This is a genomic window from Salegentibacter sp. BLCTC, assembly GCF_015143665.1.
Classification (GTDB): Bacteria; Bacteroidota; Bacteroidia; order Flavobacteriales; family Flavobacteriaceae; genus Salegentibacter; species Salegentibacter maritimus.
Genome location: NZ_WYEW01000002.1, coordinates 156,922 through 180,986, shown reverse-complemented (window position 1 = coordinate 180,986; position 24,065 = coordinate 156,922). Strand labels below are relative to the sequence as shown.

16 protein-coding genes are annotated in these 24,065 nt (G+C 35.6%); 11 read left to right on the top strand and 5 right to left on the bottom strand.

The window, feature by feature from the left end:
* Positions 1-13: 13 nt before the first annotated feature.
* Entirely contained in the window at positions 14-2,845 is a 2,832-nt protein-coding gene (gene uvrA / locus GUB10_RS02895) for an excinuclease ABC subunit UvrA (protein WP_193709938.1), read from the bottom strand.
* Between the two features lie 533 nt (positions 2,846-3,378).
* On the opposite strand from uvrA, the gene GUB10_RS02890 reads away from it, so the two are divergent.
* The 7 genes from GUB10_RS02890 to GUB10_RS02860 all read left to right on the top strand — a co-directional run bounded on the left by GUB10_RS02890 (position 3,379) and on the right by GUB10_RS02860 (position 14,586).
* On the top strand, positions 3,379-4,395 hold the full coding sequence (locus tag GUB10_RS02890; protein WP_193709937.1) for a response regulator transcription factor: 1,017 nt from the start codon (positions 3,379-3,381) through the stop codon (positions 4,393-4,395).
* Between the two features lie 220 nt (positions 4,396-4,615).
* Positions 4,616-5,971 (top strand): hypothetical protein, encoded by a 1,356-nt coding sequence (locus GUB10_RS02885; RefSeq protein WP_193709936.1) that lies wholly within the window; start codon positions 4,616-4,618, stop codon positions 5,969-5,971.
* 61 nt (positions 5,972-6,032) lie between these two features.
* The gene (locus GUB10_RS02880; protein WP_193709935.1) at positions 6,033-7,697 is read left to right on the top strand and encodes a hypothetical protein; all 1,665 of its coding nucleotides are present in this window, start codon (positions 6,033-6,035) and stop codon (positions 7,695-7,697) included.
* 82 nt (positions 7,698-7,779) lie between these two features.
* Positions 7,780-9,339 carry a thrombospondin type 3 repeat-containing protein gene (locus tag GUB10_RS02875; protein ID WP_227740285.1) on the top strand — a complete coding sequence of 520 codons (1,560 nt, stop codon included), beginning with the start codon at positions 7,780-7,782 and terminating at the stop codon, positions 9,337-9,339.
* A gap of 411 nt (positions 9,340-9,750) precedes the next feature.
* A complete protein-coding gene (locus tag GUB10_RS02870; RefSeq protein WP_193709934.1) occupies positions 9,751-10,773 on the top strand; it encodes a M12 family metallopeptidase in 1,023 nt (340 codons plus the stop codon).
* Positions 10,774-11,356: 583 nt separating this feature from the next.
* A complete protein-coding gene (locus tag GUB10_RS02865; RefSeq protein WP_193709933.1) occupies positions 11,357-12,805 on the top strand; it encodes a hypothetical protein in 1,449 nt (482 codons plus the stop codon).
* Between the two features lie 92 nt (positions 12,806-12,897).
* On the top strand, positions 12,898-14,586 hold the full coding sequence (locus GUB10_RS02860) for a hypothetical protein (RefSeq protein ID WP_193709932.1): 1,689 nt from the start codon (positions 12,898-12,900) through the stop codon (positions 14,584-14,586).
* 51 nt (positions 14,587-14,637) lie between these two features.
* On the opposite strand, the gene GUB10_RS02855 is transcribed toward GUB10_RS02860, so the two are convergent.
* On the bottom strand, positions 14,638-15,219 hold the full coding sequence (locus GUB10_RS02855; RefSeq protein ID WP_193709931.1) for an ACP phosphodiesterase: 582 nt from the start codon (positions 15,217-15,219) through the stop codon (positions 14,638-14,640).
* 193 nt (positions 15,220-15,412) lie between these two features.
* Between GUB10_RS02855 and glmM the strand changes: the two genes are divergently transcribed.
* The gene (gene glmM, locus GUB10_RS02850) at positions 15,413-16,798 is read left to right on the top strand and encodes a phosphoglucosamine mutase (protein ID WP_193709930.1); all 1,386 of its coding nucleotides are present in this window, start codon (positions 15,413-15,415) and stop codon (positions 16,796-16,798) included.
* 7 nt (positions 16,799-16,805) lie between these two features.
* Here glmM and GUB10_RS02845 read toward each other — a convergent pair whose 3' ends face one another.
* A complete protein-coding gene (locus tag GUB10_RS02845) occupies positions 16,806-17,708 on the bottom strand; it encodes a lysophospholipid acyltransferase family protein (protein WP_193709929.1) in 903 nt (300 codons plus the stop codon).
* A gap of 52 nt (positions 17,709-17,760) precedes the next feature.
* Between GUB10_RS02845 and GUB10_RS02840 the strand changes: the two genes are divergently transcribed.
* A complete protein-coding gene (locus tag GUB10_RS02840; RefSeq protein WP_193709928.1) occupies positions 17,761-18,408 on the top strand; it encodes a rhomboid family intramembrane serine protease in 648 nt (215 codons plus the stop codon).
* A gap of 47 nt (positions 18,409-18,455) precedes the next feature.
* Entirely contained in the window at positions 18,456-19,148 is a 693-nt protein-coding gene (locus GUB10_RS02835; protein WP_193709927.1) for an SIMPL domain-containing protein, read from the top strand.
* A gap of 69 nt (positions 19,149-19,217) precedes the next feature.
* On the opposite strand, the gene GUB10_RS02830 is transcribed toward GUB10_RS02835, so the two are convergent.
* The gene (locus GUB10_RS02830) at positions 19,218-20,339 is read right to left on the bottom strand and encodes a TlpA disulfide reductase family protein (protein WP_193709926.1); all 1,122 of its coding nucleotides are present in this window, start codon (positions 20,337-20,339) and stop codon (positions 19,218-19,220) included.
* Between the two features lie 137 nt (positions 20,340-20,476).
* Between GUB10_RS02830 and GUB10_RS02825 the strand changes: the two genes are divergently transcribed.
* A complete protein-coding gene (locus tag GUB10_RS02825) occupies positions 20,477-22,846 on the top strand; it encodes a GAF domain-containing protein (RefSeq protein WP_193709925.1) in 2,370 nt (789 codons plus the stop codon).
* Here the strand turns inward: GUB10_RS02825 and GUB10_RS02820 are convergent.
* Positions 22,838-24,022, bottom strand: coding sequence for a Pycsar system effector family protein (locus tag GUB10_RS02820; protein WP_193709924.1), 1,185 nt, complete (start codon positions 24,020-24,022; stop codon positions 22,838-22,840). The two genes, GUB10_RS02825 and GUB10_RS02820, sit on opposite strands and share 9 nt — an antisense overlap.
* Between the last annotated feature and the right edge of the window lie 43 nt (positions 24,023-24,065).

Here is a 24,065-nt window from a genome sequence, read left to right as displayed (position 1 = left end):
TTCTTCAGTATTGTTAGTGTAATTCTTTTTTAAGGAATTTAGCTGTATAACTTTTTTTCGATTTAGCTACTTCCTCGGGTGTACCTTTGGCGATCACCTGGCCACCATTTTTCCCTCCTTCGGGGCCAATATCAAAAATATAATCGGCCATTTTTATCACGTCCATATTATGTTCTATAATGAGAACGGTATTTCCTTTATTGGTTAACTTGTTTAAAACATCCATTAAAACCCGAATGTCTTCAAAATGCAATCCCGTAGTTGGTTCATCTAAGATATAGAAAGTATTTCCGGTATCACGTTTTGAAAGTTCGGTAGCCAATTTAATTCGCTGTGCTTCTCCACCCGATAGGGTTGTACTTTGCTGTCCCAGGGTAATATAGCCAAGGCCTACATTTTTAATTGTTTTTAGTTTTCTATAGATTTTTGGAATAGGTTCAAAGAAATCAGTCGCTTCATTGATGGTCATTTCCAAAACATCGGCTATAGACTTTCCTTTATACCTAATTTCTAAAGTTTCCCTATTAAATCGTTTTCCCTGGCAGGTTTCACATTCTACATACACATCGGGAAGAAAATTCATTTCTATCACCCGAAGTCCGCCACCCCTACAGGTTTCACATCTACCACCTTTAACATTAAAGCTAAACCTTCCCGGTTTATATCCCCTAATAAGAGCTTCTGGTGTTTTAGCAAATAAACTTCTAATTTCTGAAAAAACACCTGTATAAGTAGCAGGGTTAGACCTTGGGGTCCTGCCAATGGGAGTTTGGTTAATATCTATAACCTTATCGGCATTATCCAGGCCTTTAATAGTTTTATAGGGTTTTGGTTCTTTTACCCCATTAAAATAATGCGCATTCATAATAGGGTAGAGGGTTTCATTAATTAAAGTAGATTTTCCACTTCCCGAAACGCCGGTAACCGCAATCATTTTTCCTAACGGAATTTTAATAGATACATTCTTTAGGTTATTTCCTGAAGCGCCTTTAAGCTCTATGTTTTTTCCGTTTCCTTTACGCCTTTCTTTAGGAACTTCAATTTCTTTCTTCCCGTTTAGGTAGGAGGCGGTAAGCGTCTTGTGTTTTTTTAATGCTGAAGGTGGCCCTTCGCTAATAATCTCTCCACCGTGTTTTCCTGCTTCCGGGCCAATATCTATAACATAATCGGCGCGTTCTATCATATCTTTATCATGCTCAACCACAATGACAGAATTTCCAATATCTCGCAGTGAAACTAGCGAATTGATTAGTTTTTCGTTGTCTCTTTGATGTAATCCAATGCTGGGTTCATCTAAAATATAAAGAACCCCTACCAGTTGCGAACCAATTTGGGTAGCCAGGCGTATACGTTGTGCCTCTCCTCCAGATAGAGATTTAGATCCGCGGTTAAGAGAAAGATATGTAAGCCCAACATCTACCAAAAATCCAATTCTCGTTCTTATTTCTTTGATAACTTCAGCGGCAATCTGGTTTTGCTTTTCGCTTAACTTTTCCTCTAAACCTACAAACCATTTCGCCAAATCTTCAATATCCATTAAAGAAAGTTCGGCTATATTTTTATCGTAAATCTTAAAATAAAGCGATTCTTTTTTAAGTCGTGTACCCTTGCAATCCGGACATTCAACTTTATCCATATATTCTTTGGCCCAACGTCTCAGGGAACTGGAATCGTTATTGTTAAATGTGGTTTCAATAAAAGTGGCTACACCTTCAAAGTTGATCTTAAATTCCCGGTTTACCCCAAGGCTTTTAGATTCTTTGGTAAAAGTTTCTTTTCCGCCATGAAGAATAAGCTTCATTGCCGCCTCCGGAATTTTGGAAACGGGATCTGTTAATTTAAAATTCCATCTTTCAGCAATTAATTCCAATTGCGAGAATACCCAGTTCTTTTTCTGAGGCCCATGAGGTGCTAAGGCACCATTTTTAATCGATTTAGAATAATCTGGAATAATCTTATCGATATCCACCTGATACAATGTGCCAATACCGTTACATTTAGGGCAGGCTCCCTTTGGGGAGTTAAAAGAAAAGGTATTTGGTTCTGGGTTTGGATAGGAGATTCCGGTAGTAGGGCACATTAAGTTCCTGCTAAAATAACGTACATTACCGGTATCCTGGTCTAGAATAATAAGTGTATCGGTACCGTGGTACATAGCGGTTTTTATACTCTCGTCCAGGCGTTTTTGCGCGTCTATCTTATCATCAATTTTTAACCTATCTATTACAATCTCAATATCGTGGGTTTTGTACCTATCCAGTTTCATTCCTTTTACCAGGTCACGAACTTCACCATCTACACGGGCTTTTAAAAATCCCTGTTTAGCTATTTGTTCAAATAGTTCTCGATAATGTCCCTTCCTGGATTTAATGACAGGGGCTAAAACGTTCACTTTTTTCCCTTTGAAATCTTTTAAAATAAGGTCTTTAATTTGGCTATCGGTGTAGCTCACCATTTTTTCGCCCGTCTTATAACTATAGGCGTCCCCGGCACGAGCAAAAAGAAGACGTAGGAAATCGTAAATTTCGGTTATGGTTCCCACCGTACTTCTAGGGTTTTTGCTGGTAGTTTTTTGTTCTATGGCAATAACAGGCGACAGGCCTTCAATTTTATCAACATCGGGTCGTTCTAATCCTCCCAAAAATTGCCTGGCATAAGCTGAAAAAGTTTCAATATACCGGCGCTGGCCTTCAGCATAAATGGTATCGAAAGCCAGGGAAGATTTTCCAGAGCCTGAAAGGCCGGTGATCACAACCAGTTTTTCTCTGGGAATAGTAACATCTATATTTTTAAGATTATGGACGCGAGCCCCTAATACTTCTATATTTTCTTCGGTTTTAGCCATATTTTTTATCAAGGACGCAAATGTACTTAAAGTGTTGCTAACTAAAAAGAAAGCAGGATTAGGCAGGTGTTAATAATGATTTAAAGTTTATTATAAGCTCAAAATAGTACTGAAGACTTTTTTAGGTGTTCTATTTAATAATTAAGATTTATATGCCTGACTGATTTACTATGAGTTAATTTATTAGTTTTCAAAAAGAATTAGGTCTTGTCGATTTATAGTTAGCTTTTGTCTTGCTCTTATTTGTTTGATTGTCAGTATTATATTACGTAATTTTTTTGCGATAATTAAGGATAATCCCCTATATTTGAAATACCAAGTCTCAATTAAAATTTCCACCCCCCCGGAAATATAAAACCTGTTAACAGGTTTATTTTTTGTCCCAACATTTATTGCCCCTATTTTTTACAGGTTAATTACGAATTAAAACATCGGTTCCCAAAGCCTTTATGTTTTTAATTCTGTTAACAAAAGGTCTTGGGCCCTAACCCCAGGTTTTAAGTAACGGGCTAGTAGCCAAAAAATAGTTTAATATGATTACGGATAAAAAACAATTATTGCTTATTACGAACAAGCAAGACATGGTAGACTGCATACAGGAGGGGGTAAGTATGCATTTTGAGTTAACCGAAGTTAATTCATTACACACCGGCTTTAATATAGCACTTAACTTATTACCCGATGTTATTCTTTTAGATTATGCTTCTTTTAGATCGGGCAAAAATTTTAAAAACATAGCTAATTTTAAATCAAATCATTTCCTTACCAAGGCCTGGCTTATAGTTTATGCCGAAGAACGCTTTAGGGCCGAAGCCGAAAGCAGGTTTAGGAAAGTAGTAGATGAATTTGTATACTCTCCCACAATAGAAGCACTTTGTGGTAAGATTATTAAGATGGTATATGCAAATCGTTCGCTTTCTAATTTTTGGAAAGATGCTTTTATGGGAATGTTTAATCTTATCTCAAAACCCGTTTTATTGCTAGATCAAAATGAAATAATAGCTATGAACGATGCTTTTAAGCAAAGTTTTAGGGTAAAGAATAGCAAGGGATTAAAACTCACAGACTTTGTAAAGTGTGAAAACTCACAAAAAGTAAAAGAAAGTTTACGGAATTTTGCCCGTGGTAAGCATATTAAAGCGGCTACAAAAACTACCCTATTGCTAAGGGACGATAAGTTAAGGAATGCACGTATTAATTTTTCTAAACTGAATAAGAACTTTGGGCATCAGTTTGTGATGTTTATTGATTTTTTAGAACAAAACGAAGAAATAAATAACAATATTGGTACCTCTTCACACGAGGTAGAAGCATGCTTTAAGCAAAATGGGCAATTAAACGAATTTAAATTTACAAATAGAGAAAAGGAAATAATTCAACTTTTAATAAAAGGATATAAGACAAAAGATATCTCTGAAGTTTTATTTATTTCTCCAAAAACAATAGAAAAACATCGCTCTAATATTATAAAGCGTACTAATTCTGATACAATCTTGGAAAGCATCATTTATGCCATTACTCATGACCTTATTGACTATCAGAAAGTGTAGTAACTTCTATAATTAGGCTAAAAATAGAAGAAATCCCCCATAGCTTAGTAGGAAAGAATTAACCTACATTTATACTAGCAATTTTAGTTAGAAGTAGTCACCCCACCTCTCTACTTTTTAAGCCCCCAACTTTTACATTATTGAATACAATTGTTCTAGAGATAGAGCCATGTATATAATTAACCATTCTTAAATATTTATTAATTAAAAACTTTCGATTATGAAAAATTTTAAAAATTACTTTACAAGTATTGTTATTATAGCAATGCTTTTTGCTTCCTGTAGTAAAGATGAAACTACCGGCGAACCCAAAGTGGGCGATGAGATGGCAACTATCTCTTTGGGGGCCGTTTTAAATGATTTTATTAAAAACCAGGACGCTTTAAAGCAAAGCATTCCTGAATGCTCAGAAGATACGCCTATGTATGCCAGGGTAGTAATTACCCATGACCTGGGAGAAGAAGATGTTGTAGTTCCCATTATGTTTGATGGAACCACCTATTTTACCGATTATGATGAGGATTTGGCAATCCCTATACCCGATGGGGAAATTACCACATCTGTAAGTTTAACCGATTTTTGGGTATATGCAGAAGAGCCAGATGATATGACCATGCCTATTTGGATGGCCCCAAAAGAAGGTAGTGACTATGAAAATTTTGTAAATGATGCGTTACCAATAAACTTTGATTTACGTGCAGGTTCTAAAAAGTATGTTGATGTTGAGGTATTATGTTTTGATGACCGAGAAGTTAATCTTTACGGTTATCAATTCTTTGACCTGGTGCCTATACCATTGATCAAGTTTTGCCTATTCGGTAACTTCTGCCCATCTGAAAACGGAAGACACTATGTTGCAGGCTATACTGTAAATGTTTGGGAAGGTTCTGATGCATCGGGAGATCCGCTTTATACCGAGGTTTCTAATGCCGTGGTAGAAGACGAGATTACGGGCGATTACTATGCAGATCCATTATGTTTCTGGTTACCGGATACCGCTGAAACTGATACGTATTACTTTGAGATTACTTTAAATAATACAGATGAATATAATTCGGAAGATGCCGGTGAAGTAATTCTTTCAGGACCCATTACTGATGACGAAATCAAAATGTTCTATAGTGATGAAGATGACTCAACAATGGATTATTACCATTTTAACTACGGTTGTGGAAATGATAACCCTCCACCATTTGATGATCCACGTGTAGAAGCCAAGCGTTATAGAGCTTGTTTAAAGAATTTAGGAGATGCTAATGCTGTTGGTTTTGCTTATTTAAAATTAGAAGGAAACTTGTTAACGGCCACTACAGCAGCTACTGAGTTAACTACTGGAGATGTTCCACAACATATTCACGAAAACGCTTCTTGTGATGATTATGGAAACCCAATTTGGACACTAGACTATGCCGGAGGAGTATGGCCAGAAGCAGATGCTATGGGTAATGTGTTTTACACCAGAACATTTACTTTAACCAATGCAGAGGTAAATGCTGCTAATATTGAAGATAGAACAGCAGTGCTACACGAAGCAGATTTTACACCAGTTGCCTGTGGTGAATTTGAAGAGTATTAAAAACAAACAAAAGAGGTGTCCTTAAAAAAAGAGACACCTCTTCTAATTAAAATTTTGAATTATGAAGATAATATTCAAATATTATATAGCCTCTTTAGTATTGGCATTGTTTGTTTTCACTTCCTGTACTCAAGATGAGGCAGTAGGAAAACAGGAAGTTGATGAGAAGATGGCGGTAATTGAGTTAGGACCAATATTAAATGATTTTTTAACCCGCCAAGCAGAAGGAGAAATTCCTGCTTGTTCAGATGAAGTGCCGGCTTATGCACAGATAATGCTAACCCATGATTTGGGCAATGTAGAGGTTGTAGTACCTATCCTTGTAGATGAATCAGGTTTGTTTACAGATTATGATGAGCAGCTTGCTATTCCAATTCCAGACGGGGAAACTACAACCGAAGTTAGCCTAACCGATTTTATGGTTTATGCAGAAGAGCCCGGAGATGGGGTAATGCCAATATGGATAGCTCCAAAAGAAGGTAGCGATTATGAAAATTTTGTCAATGATCCGTTACCAATTGTGTTTGATTTGCATGCTGGCTCTAAAAAATATGTCCCGGTTGAAGTGCTTTGCTTTGATGACAGAGAGGTGAATTTATACGGTTATCAATTCTTTGATCTCATACCGGTAAAATTATATGAATTCTGTGTTTTTGCGAACTATTGTACCGATGATGGTAGACATTACACTGCTAATTATGAGGTAGATATAGATTACCTGTTAGGAGAAGAAGAAATTAACCTATATGAGGGTGAATCTCCTGAAATAGGAAATACCGAAGATGATGAAAATGGCGATTGGTATGCTGAACCATTGTGTTTGGTTATTCCTGCTCCTATTTATGGTGAAACTGATTCCGATGTTTATTTAAAGGTTACTGTAACTCTTACTCCCTGGGATGATAATTATGGCGACCCGGCAGGGGAGTATTCTAAAGTTGTTGAGTTGAGTTGGAATGATGTTCAGCAATATTTTGGAGAAGATAATACTATAGACTTTGAACATATTTTCTTTAACTGTAACGATCAGGTTAATGATTGCCCCATTACGGAGGAAGATACAGATGGGGATTGTGTGCCCGACGCAGAGGATGAATGTCCAGGTTATGATGATAGGGACGATATGGACGAGGATGGAGTTCCGGATGGATGTGATGCTTGTCCTGAAGATTTTGGAGATCCATTAGATGGTGGTTGCCCAATAGATGAATGTATTGGAGATGCAGATGGCGATGGGTTAGATGATTGCATTGATGAGTGTCCATACCAGGCCGGGCCAGAATCTAATAATGGTTGTCCTGTTCCGGGTGGTGATACTTGCGAAACCGCATATATGGAAGGCGATACTGCTTTAAATACCCTGGCAAATGCTAATAGATGGGGTTGGGCTGAGCACTTCCAGGAAGATGATGACGGAACTAGTAAAACCTTTGATATTTGGGCTGGTGCAGGCCAAAATGACACTTCGAAAGGAGAGCATATAGGTACTGCTGAAATTTCTATTGATGGAGACGAAATCTCTTTGGAAATTACGCTTAATACAGGGGTGAGTTTAGACGAACTTCATATTAATTTGAGTGAAACTGCACCGTCTGGGAATAATGTTTTTGCACCCGGCCAATATAACCTCAACAATATGATTGATGCGAACACCCTTACCTATACCTGGGAGAGAGACTATAGCGACGACTTTTATATTATAATACACGCCGTGGCTTGTTATTAATTGAAACTTTATTTACCAGGAATTAACCACTCCTGGTAAATTTATATTAACCATTCTAAATATTAATCCAAAAACTTTAATTATGAAAGCACTAAAAAAATATATGGCATTTATTGCTGTATTTTCATTCTTACTGGCTTCCTGTACCAAGGAAGACAATACTATAACAAACGATCCGGGAATCGATAGCTTTGCAGAACTAAGTCTGGGAGCAAGCTTAAATAGCATGCTAAATAAGGCTGCTATCAAACAAAGTATTCCAGAGTGTTCTTCAGAGGCTCCGGCTTATGCTCATATTGAACTTACCCATAATGCTGGTACTGATTTAGAGGGAACTATAGAAATAAACGTTCCAATTATGGAAGATAATGGTACTTATTATACCGCTTATGATGAAGGGCTTAAAATTCCCGTTGCAAATAGTGAAACAAATACAGCGTCAGTGTCTTTAACTTCATTTTTGGTATACGATGGGGATCCTGAAGACGAATCTTCAAATTTAATTTGGATAACCCCTACAACCGCAAGTGAATATGGTGCTTTTGTTAACCAGGGGCTTCCATTTGATTTTACCATTAGAGCAGGATCAAAAAAGTATGTAGATATAGAGGTAGTGTGTTTTGATGATCGAGAGGTAAATCTATACGGATATCAATTCTTTGATTTAATTCCGGAAGTATTATATGAGTTATGTGTTTTTGCTAATTACTGTAATGATGCCGGACGTCACTTTACTGCTAACTATAGTTTAGCTGTAACGTACATTGGAGGTGATGAGGAGTTGGTTCTTCACGAAACTGCGAATCTTCCGGGTATTGGGTATGATGAATCTACAGGAGACTATTATGCCGATCCGTTTTGTTTAGCTGTCCCTGCACCACAATATGGTGAAGAAAGTGGAGATCCCTATATACGCCTAACCGCAACTTTGCTTAATTGGGAAGGAAATTATCCAGATCCGGTAGGTGTAGAACCATTAGTAATAGACCTGTCCTGGGATGATATTTCAGCTAATTTAAATGATGATGGAACGGTTGATTATGAGCATTTGTTTTTTAATTGTGGCGGAGACAGTCCCGGGAATGGAAATGGTGAATGCGATCCTGAAAATCCGGCCGATGATTGTGACAATGATGGAATACCAAATGGGCAAGATAATTGTCCGTCAACACCTAATGAAGGCCAGGGTGATTTAGATGAAGATGGTACCGGAGATGCTTGTGACTCTGATATGGATGGAGATGGAATTCCTAACGACGAGGAAAATGATGGATGTGAAAGAAATCCTGATTTAGAGTGTGGCGAAGCTGTTTTAGAGCCATGCTTGCCAGAAGCAGTAACAGGTTGTGAATCTACAGATGTTTTAAACATTAACCTGGAAAGTGCCGGACCTGATGTAACAAATGTGTCCTATGGAGACTGGACAGTACAAATAACGAATGGAGGACTATTTGTTGGACTTACACCTATAATTCCATATGAAATTGCAGATATAGAGGTTACAGTGCTACAAAGTGTAACTTGTGAAGTAGTTACTGTTCCGGATGAAGGTGGATTTGTAACCATACCAAATATCACAGAAGGTGATCTACCAATTTCCATAGACCTTAGAGCAAATGTTTGCGATGTGTCTGGAGAATAATAATCTCAGCTGGTTTTTACCGGGGGGTGACTAAGTAGCTGAGTAGTTTTTACTTCTCCCTATTTTTGAGAGATGTAAAAAGAGGCTGTGTGGATTATCCGCACAGCTTTTTTTGTTAAAAAAAATAGAGCATTCATTTAAAGTATTTATGTTCGGAGCTAAATTTTGAAGTTTCACTTATAAATTTCACTGTAAATAACTTGAAATGTCGGTAATGGCAAGCAGATCCAGAGATTCTTCTTTTGATCTTATTATTTTTCTAAAAAGCAATTTCTTTCTGTTATGGGTTTTGTTTGTAGGAATCTGACTATTAAATATTTATAGTGTTTTTGAGGTGGATTTTTGGAATGACCTTTGTAAATCAAATTCAAATTTTTTAATTATTTAATTTATAAAAAGAGTACCCTACTTATGAGAAAAAGCAAATTTTTGTTATTACCTGTTCTGGCGATTCTGGCATGTAGTAAAGATCCAATTTTAGAAGATGACAAATCAGAAACGCAATCAAACCCTGAAGAAATTAATGATCAACTTACCGAAGTCGCTTATCCCAATCAAATCGGACCTGTTTTAGAGGTTTACTATGGCGGGCAAAAGATACCCGTAGAATCTCAGGAAGGGAATTATGTGTATCAGGGCGATATTTTAATTCCGGTGAATCAAACCAGTAAATCTGCACAAAGCCTTATTTTAGATAGTGATGAGGCCCCGCAAAAAAGTACCGGAAGAACAAGTGGTATGTGGCCTAAAAATACGGTTTATTATGCTATAGATAATAATTTACAGGATAAGCACCGTGTATACGATGCCATAGACCACTTTGAAGCTAATACAACTCTTAAATTTGTTCAAAGATCTGGTGAATCTAATTATATTTATTTCACCTCTGGTTCTGGTTGTTCTTCCTATGTTGGAATGATTGGTGGCCGACAAAATATTACCCTTGCAAGTGCCTGTACCACCGGTAATACAATTCATGAAATTGGCCATGCGGTTGGGCTTTGGCATGAACAAAGTAGAGTAGATCGCAATAATTATATTGATATCAATTTAGAAAATGTTCGAAGTGGTAATGAACATAACTTTCATACTTATGAAACAAGTGGGTTTGATGGTGACGAGTTCACAAGTAGCTTAGATTTTGGGTCAATAATGATGTATAGTGCTTATTCTTTTTCTAAAAATGGTGAGCCTACCATAACGAAACTGGATGGAAGTACTTATAAAGTTCAAAGATCAGGGCTTTCTTCAGGAGACATTAGAGGTATTAATGCAATGTATCCGGGAGATGGAGGTAAACCCACCTATATCAATGGAAAGTATTATACTATTAGCGGAGTAACTGTGCTTAGGGCCAATGATCTTTGGTATTTTTGGACTAAATATGGTTTTAAAAGAGTTGAATTAAGAAATAATCGTTGGTATTGGGTTTAATATCAAGTTATAATTCTTTATGCAAACCCGGGTATCACAACCCGGGTTTTTTTGTTTTTTTTAGAATAAATGGTTTAATTTCTACACAGGCTGAGGTTAATTTCTACATAAGGTTATGAATAAGTAAAGTTGTTATAGGAGGAAGAAGTTCAGAAGAATAAATTTCCAAAAAAATTGTTTCATTTTTATAATCTTTTTTAAAATGAAGATGTTTATAATTTTAACGGTTTAATAAATTTGATTTAGATTATGCTTTTTTAATAGAATATGAGTTCATATAGTTTATCGAACTTAATGGCAGATTATCTGTTTTTTTGTCATTTTTCATGAAATGAACCTTCCTAAGCTTTTTGATTGTATTAATTTCTGTAGGAAATGTCTTAATAATTAAATATTCTGAATTCGGTTAATCTTACGGGATTTCCCCTATACATCAACATCTCTTCTGCTTATAAATTAGCATTAAGATTTGAAGGCAATATCCTACCTGGCCAAAATCTTATCCCTTCAATTATTTCTCCCTACAAAATATTGAAATATACTACTTGATTCATTGTCAAGGGTTAATTTAACTAGTCAAGCTATGAAAAATTTTATAGGTCTAAGCCTGGGATTATTTGTAATGTTATTTTGTTTTTCCTGTTCTACAGAAGAAGCTGGTAAAGAATTAGAAGATTCTCAGGTTAAAGGAAAACTCTCCTTTGGAAGTGTATTAAGCGACCTGGCCAACCGCAGTGAGTTAAAAAATCAACGTTTTCCTTACTCTAATGAAATCCCGAAATGTTCAGAAGAAGCTCCATTGTTTGTTAGGGTTGCTATTAAGTTTAAAGATGAAAGCGGTAATTGGGTTTGGTATAAAAATTCTAACATAGATAAAATAGAAATTAAAGTAAACCCTAATGGTACCGATTTGGACGACGATGGTAATTTAGATGCCTGGTTTACTCAGGAATCAGCCGATCTGGAATTGGAAGAAGGCGAATATTCTATTGAGTATTTTGCAGTGGCTGCTGCTACAGGTAATGATGAGGAAGATATTATTTATATGGCTCCTAGAATTCCTGAGGGTACCTTAGATTATACACAAAGTATTCAATATCATAACTTTGTAAATAAGCCTTTACCTATAAAAGTTCAAATTCGTCCCGGTGTAAAATACTATCAGCCTGTAGAGGTATTATGTTATGAAGAGCATTACGCTTTTGCCTTTGGTTATTTATTCTTCGATTTTAATACCACCAACTTAATTTACCTGTGTAGTTACGGTAATGTATGTGATGAAAACCAAAAACATATTCCTGCACAATTTAAGATAAAAGTATGGGAAGGCTCAAATGAGGAAGATCTATTAGTAGTTGCTCAAAATGAAAGAAAGACCTTTAATGATGAGAATGGTACACATTATTATGCAGATGCGCTCTGTTTTCCACTTCCCGAAATAGAAGAATACTATGCAAAAATATGGTTCGTAGAGGATGAAACAGAAACCTTAATAAGGGAAGGATATTTTAATGCTGAAGACCTTGCCAATATATACCAGGAAGAACAACAGTATTATTATTACCATTTTAGAGAAGCTTGTTGCGGTGAAGCAGATAATTTTAATTTATTAGATGATCTGACCGAAAACGAAGGGGAATGTGAAGAAGAACCCCAGGATCCACCAGGAAATTGCGTGCCTTGTGATAATGATCAGGGTGGTAAAATAAAACTTTTAGAGGTTAAATATTTAGGTAATACCTCAGCAAATTTGGTTGTTACCCATAACGGTCCTAATTCTCCTTACGAAATATTTAATGACGTGGTAAATCCAAACGATATAATACTTCTAACAGGAGAGGCAACAACAGGAGGAAACATAACTCCTTCTGTTTGGACCGAGATGGAATTTACACTCTCAGAAGTAAGCTATGATCTTCATACCAGCTGTTCAGAGCCATTATATCCGGGACAAATTTTTGGGGATAATCATTTTCAGTTAATCTCTGCCACAAATGTGAATAATCAATTAATCTGCAGTTTGTATGAATAACACACAATATTAAACCCATAAGCCTGTCATTGGGTGGTTCTTTTACAGGCTTATAATTCAAACCTTTTATTAATTAATCTAAATTATTTATTATGAAGAACTTTAAGTTTTATTTGGCATTTGTAGCTGTAGCTGCAATGTTTACGACTTCCTGTAGTAAGGACAACAACCCTGATGATCCTGACGGACCAACTGAGGGTACCACATCAAGCCTTTCCTTTGAGGTATTCCTGGAAGACTTTGAAGATGAGCGCGCTGCTCAAACCAAAAATCATATTTTAGGAGAGGGTGAGGTACCCAGCTGTGAGAATGAAGACACCGTACCCAGTTTTATACGGGCAGTAATAGCTATTGGAGATGAAAATTCAAATAATTATGTTGATGATGGGGATGGTAGCAACGCTGAAGCAGTAGACATTGATATCATCCCTGTAGATGATAATGATAATGATGGTGATGGAATGCCAAACTGGTTAACCTACGAGGAAAGTTTTCTTGAACTTGAAGACGGTGAATACACCATTATTTATTTTGACGTAAGAAATGCTGCTGGAGAGATACTTTATATGGCTCCATCTTCTAACGACAATTACGGGCCTGCCAACTTTGAAAATTTTGTTGAGAATCCACTTCCTCAAAGTGTTCAGTTAGAGAATGGAACTAAAACTTATGTAGAGTTAGAAGTACTTTGTTATGATGAGGTTTTTGCACAAGAATACGGTTATTTATTCTTCGATTTTGAGATGCTTCCATTACAATATATCTGTATTTTTGGAAATGAATGTACCGATGAGGGGCGTCATTATCCTTCTAACTTCATGATTAAAGTATGGGAGTATCCAGCTAATTCAGATTTGGGCAATGTTACATTTAATGAAGATGATGCTTTTGTGGTAGCTTCTAACGATGCTGTTTGGAGCGGTGAAGGTGAAAATGCCGTGGTAACACAAGCTTCTCCTTTGTGTATAGCCTTACCAGATAGGGAGGGGCAGGTTTTCTATGCTGAATTATATACGCTTGATTCGCCGGGGGATACTGAAGGCACCCTTATTAGAAGAGGAGACTTTACAGCAACCGAAATTGACGAACTCTACGATCAAGAAACCGAACAGTATAATTATTGGCACTTTAGAGAAGGTGGTGAATATTGCGGCGAAGATTCCGATCCTTGTTTATTAGGCAGTGTAGTTAATGAATCAGAAGACTTTAATAATGCTGAAAGTTTTGGAGATGTAACAATAGGAGGTACCGAGTATGCCTGGAGTGAAACAACTGGTGAAGACCCATACGGTACTTATAATATTGTAACTAACGCACAAGAATTCTATAGTGGTTTCCCAAGCCTTTTGGATGCCGATAATGATAGCAATGGTAAATTTGTAGTTTTTGATGGAGACGATTTAGAACCTAATGAAACCTTTAGACGTGTTTATTTTTCAGAAAACATACCAACTGTTTGCGAGGGGGATGTTTATTACATAACCATGGATTTGGTAGACATCAGTACGCCTAATGAAGGTGACGGTGGCAATGACGCTCAGCTTGAAATAACAGCTAATGGTGCACAAATAGCATTGTTTGAGATTAGTGATCTGGCCGGTTATGATACCTGGACTAAAGTTGGATTTATTCTTATGGCAGATGGTTCTGGAAATATAGATTTCGAAATTTCAGATCCCGATGGAAACTGGGAAGGAAATGATTTTGGAATGGATAACATACATGTTACCAACGACCCTACCAGTTTAAATGACGTAGATCATATAAACCCAGGAATATAAATTGTGGTAATGTAATCTTTAAAACTAAAGAGCCCAAACCGGGCTCTTTTTTTAATTGTTTAGTTCAACTTTTACAAATGCTCTTAATTCCTTAAAAAACCTCTTAAATTCATCCTCAAATTCTGTATAAAACTCTTGTAGTTCTTCTATGGCCAGGTGCATCTTAATTCGGTATTTAATTCTTTTATTCATTTGAAACAGTATTTTTTCAATACCTTCAATTTTTCGGTAATTATAAAGCCAATTATCAGCAATCATATAGGGTAGAAAACTTTGAATAGGTTTTGGTAATAATTCAAAATTATCCTGTAAGAGTTTGTAAAAATTTTTAGTATAGGTTTTTAGTGGGATATCACTATAATCTTTCCAGTTTGCTGCTAAAAAATGATCATATAAAATATCCACAATAACCCTACTATAGTGGCCATAACGGGCAAATAGCCGTTCTACGCTTTTACTCACAATAGGATGTGTATCGGTAAAGTTATCTATAGCACGATGTAATACTATTCCTTTTTGAATTTCGGTAGGGTAGTTTAAATATTGCTTTCCTTTAACCGAATCAGCTATAAAGTTTCCAATTTTTAAGTTATCATTCTCATTCGAGAGATATATATGTGCTAAGAAGTTCATTTTTGAAAGTTACTCAAATCAGGTGATTTCCTGTTTAATTTTTGTTAAGTTTTATTACTACCTATGCACGACTTGTATATTTGTTGAACATTTAATTAACAATTGAAGCTTTAAAAGCTACAAAACTTAAATTTATAAGTAAACATTTTGTAAATCTAACTTAACCTATTCAAAATAAAATTAAAAATCATTTATGAGCTTAATAAAATCAATCTCAGGAATACGTGGTACTATAGGAGGTAAAACAGGTGATAATCTCACACCAATAGATACAGTAAAATTTGCCGCTGCCTATGGTACCTGGTTAAAAAATAATTCTACAAATAAAAAGTTGAGTGTTGTAGTTGGTCGGGATGCCAGAATTTCCGGAAAAATGGTTCAGGAATTAACCATGAACACTTTAACCGGTTTGGGAATAAATGTTATTGATATAGATCTTTCAACAACGCCCACAGTAGAAATTGCGGTACCTCTGGAAAATGCAGATGGAGGTATTATCCTTACCGCAAGCCATAACCCAAAGCAATGGAACGCCCTTAAACTATTAAATAATAAAGGAGAGTTTCTTGACGGTGCAGCAGGTGCTAAAATCTTGGAATATGCCGAACAGGATAATTTTAACTTTTCTGAGGTCGATGATTTGGGAACAATTACCAGAAAAGAAAACTATATAGACGTTCATATAGAGGAAGTTCTAAAACTTAAACTTGTGGATGCTGAAAAGATAAAACAAGCCGGTTTTAAAGTAGTGGTAGATGGTGTGAATTCTACCGGTGGTATTGCTATCCCTAAACTTCTAAAAAAAATGGGGGTAGAGGTAATAGAATTATATTGTGAGCCAAATGGTCATTTTCCCCATAACCCCGAACCTTTAAAAGAGCACCTTACCGATATTTGTGAACTGGTGAAAAAGGAAAAAGCCGATTTTGGAATTGTGGTAGATCCAGATGTAGATAGATTGGCTTTTATTGATGAAAATGGAGAAATGTTTGGAGAAGAATATACCCTTGTGGCCTGTGCCGATTATGTGTTATCTAAAACTCCGGGTAATACGGTAAGTAACCTCTCTTCTTCCCGAGCGCTTAACGATGTAACCAAAAAACACGGGGGCGAATACAAAGCCAGTGCTGTAGGTGAAGTGAATGTTGTACAGCTTATGAAAGATACCAACACCGTTATTGGAGGTGAAGGGAACGGCGGAATTATTTACCCCGAGTCGCATTACGGCCGTGATAGTTTGGTAGGAGTAGGATTATTTTTAACCCATTTAGCTGAAAAAAAGATCAGTGTTTCTGAGTTAAGAAAAGAATATCCAGCCTACTTTATGAGCAAAAATAAAATTCAACTGACTCCTGAAATTGATGTAGACGAAATTTTAAAAGCAATGGAAGAGAAATATAAAGCTGAAGAAATCTCTACTATAGATGGAGTGAAAATTGATTTCGCTGAAAATTGGGTCCATTTAAGAAAATCGAATACCGAGCCTATTATAAGGATTTATACTGAAGCAAAATCTCAGGATAAAGCCGATAAGCTTGCGCATGATATGATTAAAGAGATTAAAGAAATTGTAGGCTAAGGTCTAGCTAACGTATTATAGCATTCTGGGGAGTTTCTTTCCCCAAATGCTTCCAGCGTTTGTGCGTCCAGAGATAAAATTCTGGTTTTTCCCGAATTTGTTTCTCCAAATGCTGTTTATATTCTAAAGTAATTTGATGGTCTTCTGTTTTAGAAGGATTATCGGCAATATTAATTAAAGAGGCCTTATAATGGCCTCTTTTTATTTTCTCTACGTGTAGGTATATCACGGCCATATCAAGTTCTTTAGCCATCCTTTCAGAACCGGTATAAAAAGGAACTTTCTTTCCCATAAAATCTGTCCAAAACCTATAATTTGGAGATTTTGGAGATTGATCGGCTATCATTGCATAAATACCACGAACACCTTCTTTTTCATTTTGAGTAATGCGTGAGGTAGATGTAGAGTTTCTAATAAGTTCGGCGCCAAATCTTCTTCTTATATCATTAACAAGTTTGTCAAAACCGGGGTTTCTAATTTTTTTGTAAATTCCAAAAGCCTTGTGCTTTAAGTTGTTGAGCTGTAGGGCAAAAAGCCATTCATAGCTGGCGTAGTGGCCACACATTAAAATAATGCTCTTATCCAATTTTTCTATGCGCCTTAGTTCTTCAAGATTGGTGAAAACAAAACGTTTTTTTAATTCTTCTTCAGAAATAGAAATACTCTTTATCATTTCCAGAAACATGTCGCACATGTGCCTATAAAACTTTTTACGTATTTCAATAATTTCATTTGATGATTTTTCGGGAAAAACAAGTTCTAAATTATCTGTAACCGTTTTTTTTCTGTACCCAACCAGGTAATAGACTATAAAATAAACCAGGTCTGAAACACGATAGAAAAGCCAAAATGGAAGAATGGAAATAAACCAAAGTAAGGGATAAATCAGCCAAAAAACTACAGCCTGCATAAAATAATTTTCAGCAAATATATGGTATATTTGGCATTTAACTAAAGTTGCTATGGGAGAATTAAACCTGGTTACCCTTATAATTATTGGTTTAAATGTATTGGTTTCGTTCAAGGGATTTAATGATGAATCCTTTTTTCAGAAATATAAGTTTAATATTGCCGATATTAATCGTGGTGCCAAATACCAAATTGTTACTTCAGGGTTTTTGCATGTGAATACCACCCACCTTTTGGTAAATATGCTTACCTTATATTTTTTCGCCAATTCTGTGATTTTTTTCCTTGGTACTTTGGGCTTTGTTTTGGTTTATCTTGCTAGCCTTGTTTTAGGTAACTTACTTTCTTATTTCTTTCATAAAAAAGATATACATTATACTGCAGTGGGTGCCAGTGGAGCTGTTATGGGAGTGTTGTATTCTGCTATTTTATTAAGGCCAGATATGATGCTAGGTCTATTTTTTATAATTCCTATACCCGCTTATATTTTTGGAATTGGTTACTTGTTCTATACCATATACGGTATGAAACGGCAATTGGGTAACATTGGTCACGACGCCCATTTTGGGGGTGCAGTAGGGGGTTACCTATTAACCCTTCTTCTTGCTAGCTGGGTTTTTGAAGAACATTTGTTGATGGTAATACTACTGGCTCTGCCAATTTTAGTTTTGTTTGTGCTACAAAAATTAGGGAAAATATAATTTGGTACTCTTCTTGTACTGGAAAATCTAACTAAAAACAATTAACTATGAAAAAAGTAATATTAGTTCTTGCACTAATAGCAGGAGGCATGGGAATGCAAGCTCAAAACGACAGTAAGACTCCTGGAATTTATGTAGCCGGAGAGGGAATTGTAAAAATAACCCCAGACAAGGTAACTATTAATTCTAGAATTGAGCATGAAGGCCAGAGTGCTGCTTCGGTGAAATCTCAGAATGATGAGGTGGTGAATAAAGTGATTAAATTCCTTAAGTCTGAAGATGTAGCTGAAAAAAATATCAATACCAATTATGTGAATTTGAATAAGAGGTATAATTATAACGATAAAACGTATACCTATGTAGCCAGCCAAACTATTGCTATTACCCTGGAAGATATAAGTAGATATGAAGCTATTATGAAAGGACTTCTAGAAAATGGACTTAATGGAATTAACGGTATTGAGTTCGAATCTTCAGATATTGAAAAGCATAAGGCTGAAGCCAGAAAAAGAGCTGTTTTAAACGCTAAAGAAAAAGCAGAAGCACTTGTGGCACCTTTAGGCCAAACTATAGGAAAAGCTTTTATGATAAGTGAGGGGAGCAATAACAGTTACCAACCGGTGTATCGCGCTATGGAGATGAAAGCATCTTCAGATACCGGAGGCCAACAGACCATTGCGCCGGGAGAAATGGAAATAAATGTTAAGGTACAGGTAGCTTTTCAGCTTTTAATGGAATAATTTCTAACTAAAACTCATAAAAAAAGCGCCAAATTTGGCGCTTTTTTTATGAGTTTTAGTTAGAATAAATTAATTCTTATTAAGTAATTCTCCAATTTTTTTATCTAAATCTTCGCCTCTAAGATCACGTGCTACAATAGTACCTTCTTCATTTAATACAAAAGCGGCAGGAATAGCTTTAATCCCGTAAAGTTGAGCAACCGGATCTTGCCAAAACTGTAGGTTAGAAACCTGGTGCCAGGGTAAACCATCATCTTTAATAGCTTTAACCCAACGATCTTTTTGCCCGGGACGATCTAAAGAGACACCAATTATGCTTAAGCCATCGTCTTTATATTTATTATAGGTTTTTACCAGGTTAGGATTTTCTACACGACAAGGCTTACACCAGGCTGCCCAAAAATCTATTACGGTAACTTTTCCCATAACATCTTTTAAAGCAATCTCATCTCCTTCTGGCGTTGGGGCCGTAAAATTAGGTGCTTTACTTCCTATAGCAACTTTGTTAGCTTCTTTTAGATTTTTAGAAATTTGTTTTCCTATAGCTGTATTTTGTACTTCTTCAGAAAGTTTAGCAAACATATCCTGAATTTCGTTCACAGGGTAGGATTTCATTCTAAGCATATCGCTTATTACCATGATTGAAACAAAAGAACCTGGATTTTCCTGAACCATTTTCTTTTTGAAAACCTTATCGTTATCTATAAGCTCTTTTTCGTTTTCCTGAAGACTTGTAAGTTTAGTACTGTCTTTTTGTTGAAAAGCAGATTGCATTTCGCTACGCCCTTGCATCACCTTTTCGTTCACTTGTTTTAAGTGTGCTAAATACTCTTGTAAGAGTTTGTTTTCTTTCCCTCCGCTTATTTCAGATGAACGCAAACTGTCTTTGTAAATTTTAAATTTTATTTCCTCATTTTCAGAAATAAAAATCACATTTCCCTGGGTTCCTTCAAACTCAAGAAAACTTAGATTAGGACTTTCGGGATCCTGTAGGTCCAGTTTAAAACTTCCGTCTTTAATAGTAGTAGAGTCTACCCGTATAGGGCGGTTGGTGTTTTCATCAATTTCAGAAACATATACCGTTTTGCCGTCTTCCATTTTAGGAGCATCTCCAGAAATTGTATAACCTTTATCTTCCTGGCAGGAAGTAAGCGCAGCTGCAATAGCAAACGTCATTATTATTTTACGCATAGAATTATTTTTGTTTAAGACAAAAATAAACATCTAGTGTTGCAATCCATTCGTAATTTTATAAAAAATTGTTAATTTCAACAATGGGAATTTGTAAGCCTGAAGGAATATGTAATTTTAAATGATATTACCTATTTATGACAAAGCAGAAAGAAGAATTGCCTTTTGAGATTCAGATTAGTTTCCATAAAGTAGTGGAACAATATAAGAAGCAATTAGAGTACGAAGAAAATGAAGTTGCCCGAAATTATATTAAAAGCATTTTAGAACATGTAAAATCTTTTCCTGCTTTAACCAATGGAATAAAAGATTTTAATGAGCTTAAGAAATACAAAGAACCGGTAAGGGTTCTCCTTGATGATCTTTTTCCCAGTGTGCTTACCAATAACGAGATAAAAGCAGCGTCTGTTCCTTTTCAGAATTTTTTATTTAACAGGTCGAAACGTTTAAAAAAGATCATGGAATCGGCTCCTGATGGTTTCGAATTAAAGATAAGAAACCTGGACAATAAAAGTATTTATGTGCAGGAATGTATTAATATTCTTAACGATTATTACGGTTACGAGATAGATTATTCCAGACCGTTATATTTTGATATTCCAGATGAGCAAGGCATTAATAGACGTTTTCGTATTGCTTTAAACGGCGATTTTATAGATATTTTTCCCAAAGAGCAAGCCAGGAAAATAACCGATGAAGATGTAGATGAGCTCTTACAAAATGTAGAGGATATAGATCTGTGGAAAGAAAAATTTCCGCCCCAAAGTTGGATCTTTAAAGGTTTTACCATTGTAAATCTTACAGATGTTACTATGGACGACGCGATATCTGAATTAAAAACAGCTTTGCTTTTTGAGAAATCATCAGAACAGGATGAGCTTTTAAAGCTGGAAGAAATATTTAGATCTATCTATAAAATCCCCGATCTAAGAGTTGGGTTTACCGTATATAATCCGCAAGATGAGGTTTTTGAAAAAATGGAATATAAAGATGCAAATAGTTATATTCTTAATGATGAATTGATAAGCGAATGTAGGGAAGGAGTATGTGAAGAAGGTTTTAATAATATTTTTAAAGAGTTTAGTTTTTTTAGTATTGCCAATGTTGAAGAATATGCCAAAAAGACTAAAAATAATATACTTTCCAAACGTCTAAAAGAAAGTGATGTAAAAAGCTGTATCCTGGCCCCGGTAGTAAAAAACAATCGTTTATTAGGGATTTTGGAATTAGTGGCAACGAAGAAAAATCAGCTTAATAGTATTAATACCATTAAGTTAGATGAAATTTTACCTTATATAGCTACCGCTGTAGATAGAAATCGTAGTGATTTTGAAAACAGGGTGAAAGCTGTTATACAAAGCGAGTGTACTTCTATACATCCCAGTGTTTTATGGGTTTTTGAAAAAGAGGCCAAGAAGTATATTAGAGACTATGACGATGATGGCCTGGCTTCATTTAAAGATATTGTTTTTAAGGATATATATCCGCTATACGGGCAAATTGATGTGGTAGCTTCTTCTGAAGCTAGAAATGAGGCCATTCAAAAAGATTTGCTCCATCAATTAAAAGAGATTCAATCCATAATTGATAAGGCTTACAGTTTAGAGAAACTGCCTATTTACGAGCAGGTAAAGTTCAGGATTTCAGATTTTATGGAAGACCTGGAAAACAGTCTAAATGCTTCTAGTGAACAAAAGGTATTTAATTTGTTGCAAAAGGAAGTTAATCCTATAATGAGCCATTTGCGAAATCAATCTTCCGAATTAAAGAAACTGGTAGAGGAATATCAAAATAAATTGAATCCTGAAACTGGAATTATTTATAATCATAGAAAAAACTATGATAAAACGGTACAACAAATAAACCGCACCATGTCCCGCTTCTTAGACAGAAAGCAAATTGATGCTCAAAAAATTTATCCGCATTATTTTGAACGCTATAAAACCGATGGGGTAGACCATAATATCTACATTGGTGCCTCTATGGTAAGGGATAGGCCTTTTAATAAGGTTTACTTATACAATTTACGTCTTTGGCAGTTAAGCACCATGTGCGAAATGGAAAACCGTTTTTATCAATTACAACAAAACACCCCTATTAAATTAGATGCAGCTTCCTTGATTTTAGTCTATAACTCTACGATGTCTATTCGATATCGAATGGACGAAAAGAAATTTGATGTAGATGGAACTTATAATGCGCGTTACGAGATCATTAAAAAACGTATTGATAAATCCTTCATAAAAGGCACCGAAGAGCGTGTTACTCAAAAAGGTAAAATAGCCATAGTTTATAGCCAGCGTTCAGATGAAAAGGAGTATTTAAGGTATATTAAATATCTGCAAACCAAGAACTACCTGGGGGAAGAGGTAGAACTGTTAGACCTTGAAGATGTACAGGGAGTGGTTGGGCTCAAAGCAATGAGGGTAGAAGTTTTATATACTCCAAACAGCAATGAACCCGACAGAACTATTACTTATGAGAATTTAATGGAAGAATTACATTAGATAAAAGGCGCCAACAAAAGCAATTACCGAGATTATAATTCCTATCATAAATACGGTGTAGGTAATTCTTAAAATCTTATATTTTCTGTGCAATACTTTACCGAGTAGATGAAGGTCCAGCATTAAAGATTCATATACATAGTCTTTATCTTTTATGATTTCTTTCATTCCCCATTTAAATTGTTCAAACGGCATTTTATGGCTATTACCAAAGAATAAAAGGTTTACCTCCCTGTTTTTTACCTGTTCTTTGGTAAACTCTCCACTGGTAACTTGCGGCCGGGTAGATAATACCGAAAGAATAATGGAAGCCACGCTAAATAAAATAAGAATAAGGGTTGGGATCAATAAATGCTTATTACTGGCAGCATCTAATTTTGGGATCATATTGGCCAGGGCCAAAGAAATAATAATAGCATTTACCGATAGAAGAATATTTGCTTTTGTATCGGCAATATCACTTAGCTTAATATGGTTTCTTAGCGTAACCCTAAACAGGGTTTGAATACTTCTTTCGGGATTGTCATTTTTATAGCGTGCCTTCATTCGGGCTTTCGCTTCCTCTTTAGTTAGCTTTTTTTGCTGTTTGTTTTTATTCTCAATTAATTCAAGCAGATTTTCTTCTTTAGCAGGCCCCCATTCTTCTATAGCATAATCAGTATAAAATTGATGTTCTTCGGTAAACATTCTTATATTTTCCTGTATCCATTCCCCTGTGGTAAAGTTTTTAATGTTGTGGAGTTCTAATTCCTGCCTTAAAAGTTCACTGGTTTCGTTAAAATAATTTTTAGCGAAATGAGATGAGTCGGCATCTTTTATTATTTTCTCGGAAATACTCTCCGGAATATAATCAATCTTTGTTGCCCTTATATTGCTTACAACTTCTTCAATAAGTTCTGGAGTGGCATTATTTTGTTTAAGAAAATCTGTGGCAATAGCAACACTTTCTTCCTCATGTCCCTTAAAAGTACGTGTGTAACCTGTATCATGTAACCAGGCGGCAAGCAACAGGGCTTCCTCTTGTTTAACATTAATTTCGGAATTGGCAATTAATTCTTTAGTACTTTTAACCACACGTTGGGTATGCCTGTAGTTATGGTATATAAACGTGTTCGGTAATTTTTCCTTAAAAAGGTTTAAAACAAAATCATCTGCTTTCTCAATGAGATTATTCATATAGTTTAGCTGGTTTTTGTTTAGCCAAAATACAAAAAATGTT

Excerpts from the sequence above, each read along its gene's own strand:
- uvrA (WP_193709938.1), bottom strand. The coding sequence starts at position 2,845 with ATGGCTAAAACCGAAGAAAATATAGAAGTATTAGGGGCTCGCGTCCAT.
- GUB10_RS02890 (WP_193709937.1), top strand. The coding sequence starts at position 3,379 with ATGATTACGGATAAAAAACAATTATTGCTTATTACGAACAAGCAAGAC.
- GUB10_RS02885 (WP_193709936.1), top strand. The coding sequence starts at position 4,616 with ATGAAAAATTTTAAAAATTACTTTACAAGTATTGTTATTATAGCAATG.
- GUB10_RS02880 (WP_193709935.1), top strand. The coding sequence starts at position 6,033 with ATGAAGATAATATTCAAATATTATATAGCCTCTTTAGTATTGGCATTG.
- GUB10_RS02875 (WP_227740285.1), top strand. The coding sequence starts at position 7,780 with ATGAAAGCACTAAAAAAATATATGGCATTTATTGCTGTATTTTCATTC.
- GUB10_RS02870 (WP_193709934.1), top strand. The coding sequence starts at position 9,751 with ATGAGAAAAAGCAAATTTTTGTTATTACCTGTTCTGGCGATTCTGGCA.
- GUB10_RS02865 (WP_193709933.1), top strand. The coding sequence starts at position 11,357 with ATGAAAAATTTTATAGGTCTAAGCCTGGGATTATTTGTAATGTTATTT.
- GUB10_RS02860 (WP_193709932.1), top strand. The coding sequence starts at position 12,898 with ATGAAGAACTTTAAGTTTTATTTGGCATTTGTAGCTGTAGCTGCAATG.
- GUB10_RS02855 (WP_193709931.1), bottom strand. The coding sequence starts at position 15,219 with ATGAACTTCTTAGCACATATATATCTCTCGAATGAGAATGATAACTTA.
- glmM (WP_193709930.1), top strand. The coding sequence starts at position 15,413 with ATGAGCTTAATAAAATCAATCTCAGGAATACGTGGTACTATAGGAGGT.
- GUB10_RS02845 (WP_193709929.1), bottom strand. The coding sequence starts at position 17,708 with ATGCAGGCTGTAGTTTTTTGGCTGATTTATCCCTTACTTTGGTTTATT.
- GUB10_RS02840 (WP_193709928.1), top strand. The coding sequence starts at position 17,761 with ATGGGAGAATTAAACCTGGTTACCCTTATAATTATTGGTTTAAATGTA.
- GUB10_RS02835 (WP_193709927.1), top strand. The coding sequence starts at position 18,456 with ATGAAAAAAGTAATATTAGTTCTTGCACTAATAGCAGGAGGCATGGGA.
- GUB10_RS02830 (WP_193709926.1), bottom strand. The coding sequence starts at position 20,339 with ATGCGTAAAATAATAATGACGTTTGCTATTGCAGCTGCGCTTACTTCC.
- GUB10_RS02825 (WP_193709925.1), top strand. The coding sequence starts at position 20,477 with ATGACAAAGCAGAAAGAAGAATTGCCTTTTGAGATTCAGATTAGTTTC.
- GUB10_RS02820 (WP_193709924.1), bottom strand. The coding sequence starts at position 24,022 with ATGAATAATCTCATTGAGAAAGCAGATGATTTTGTTTTAAACCTTTTT.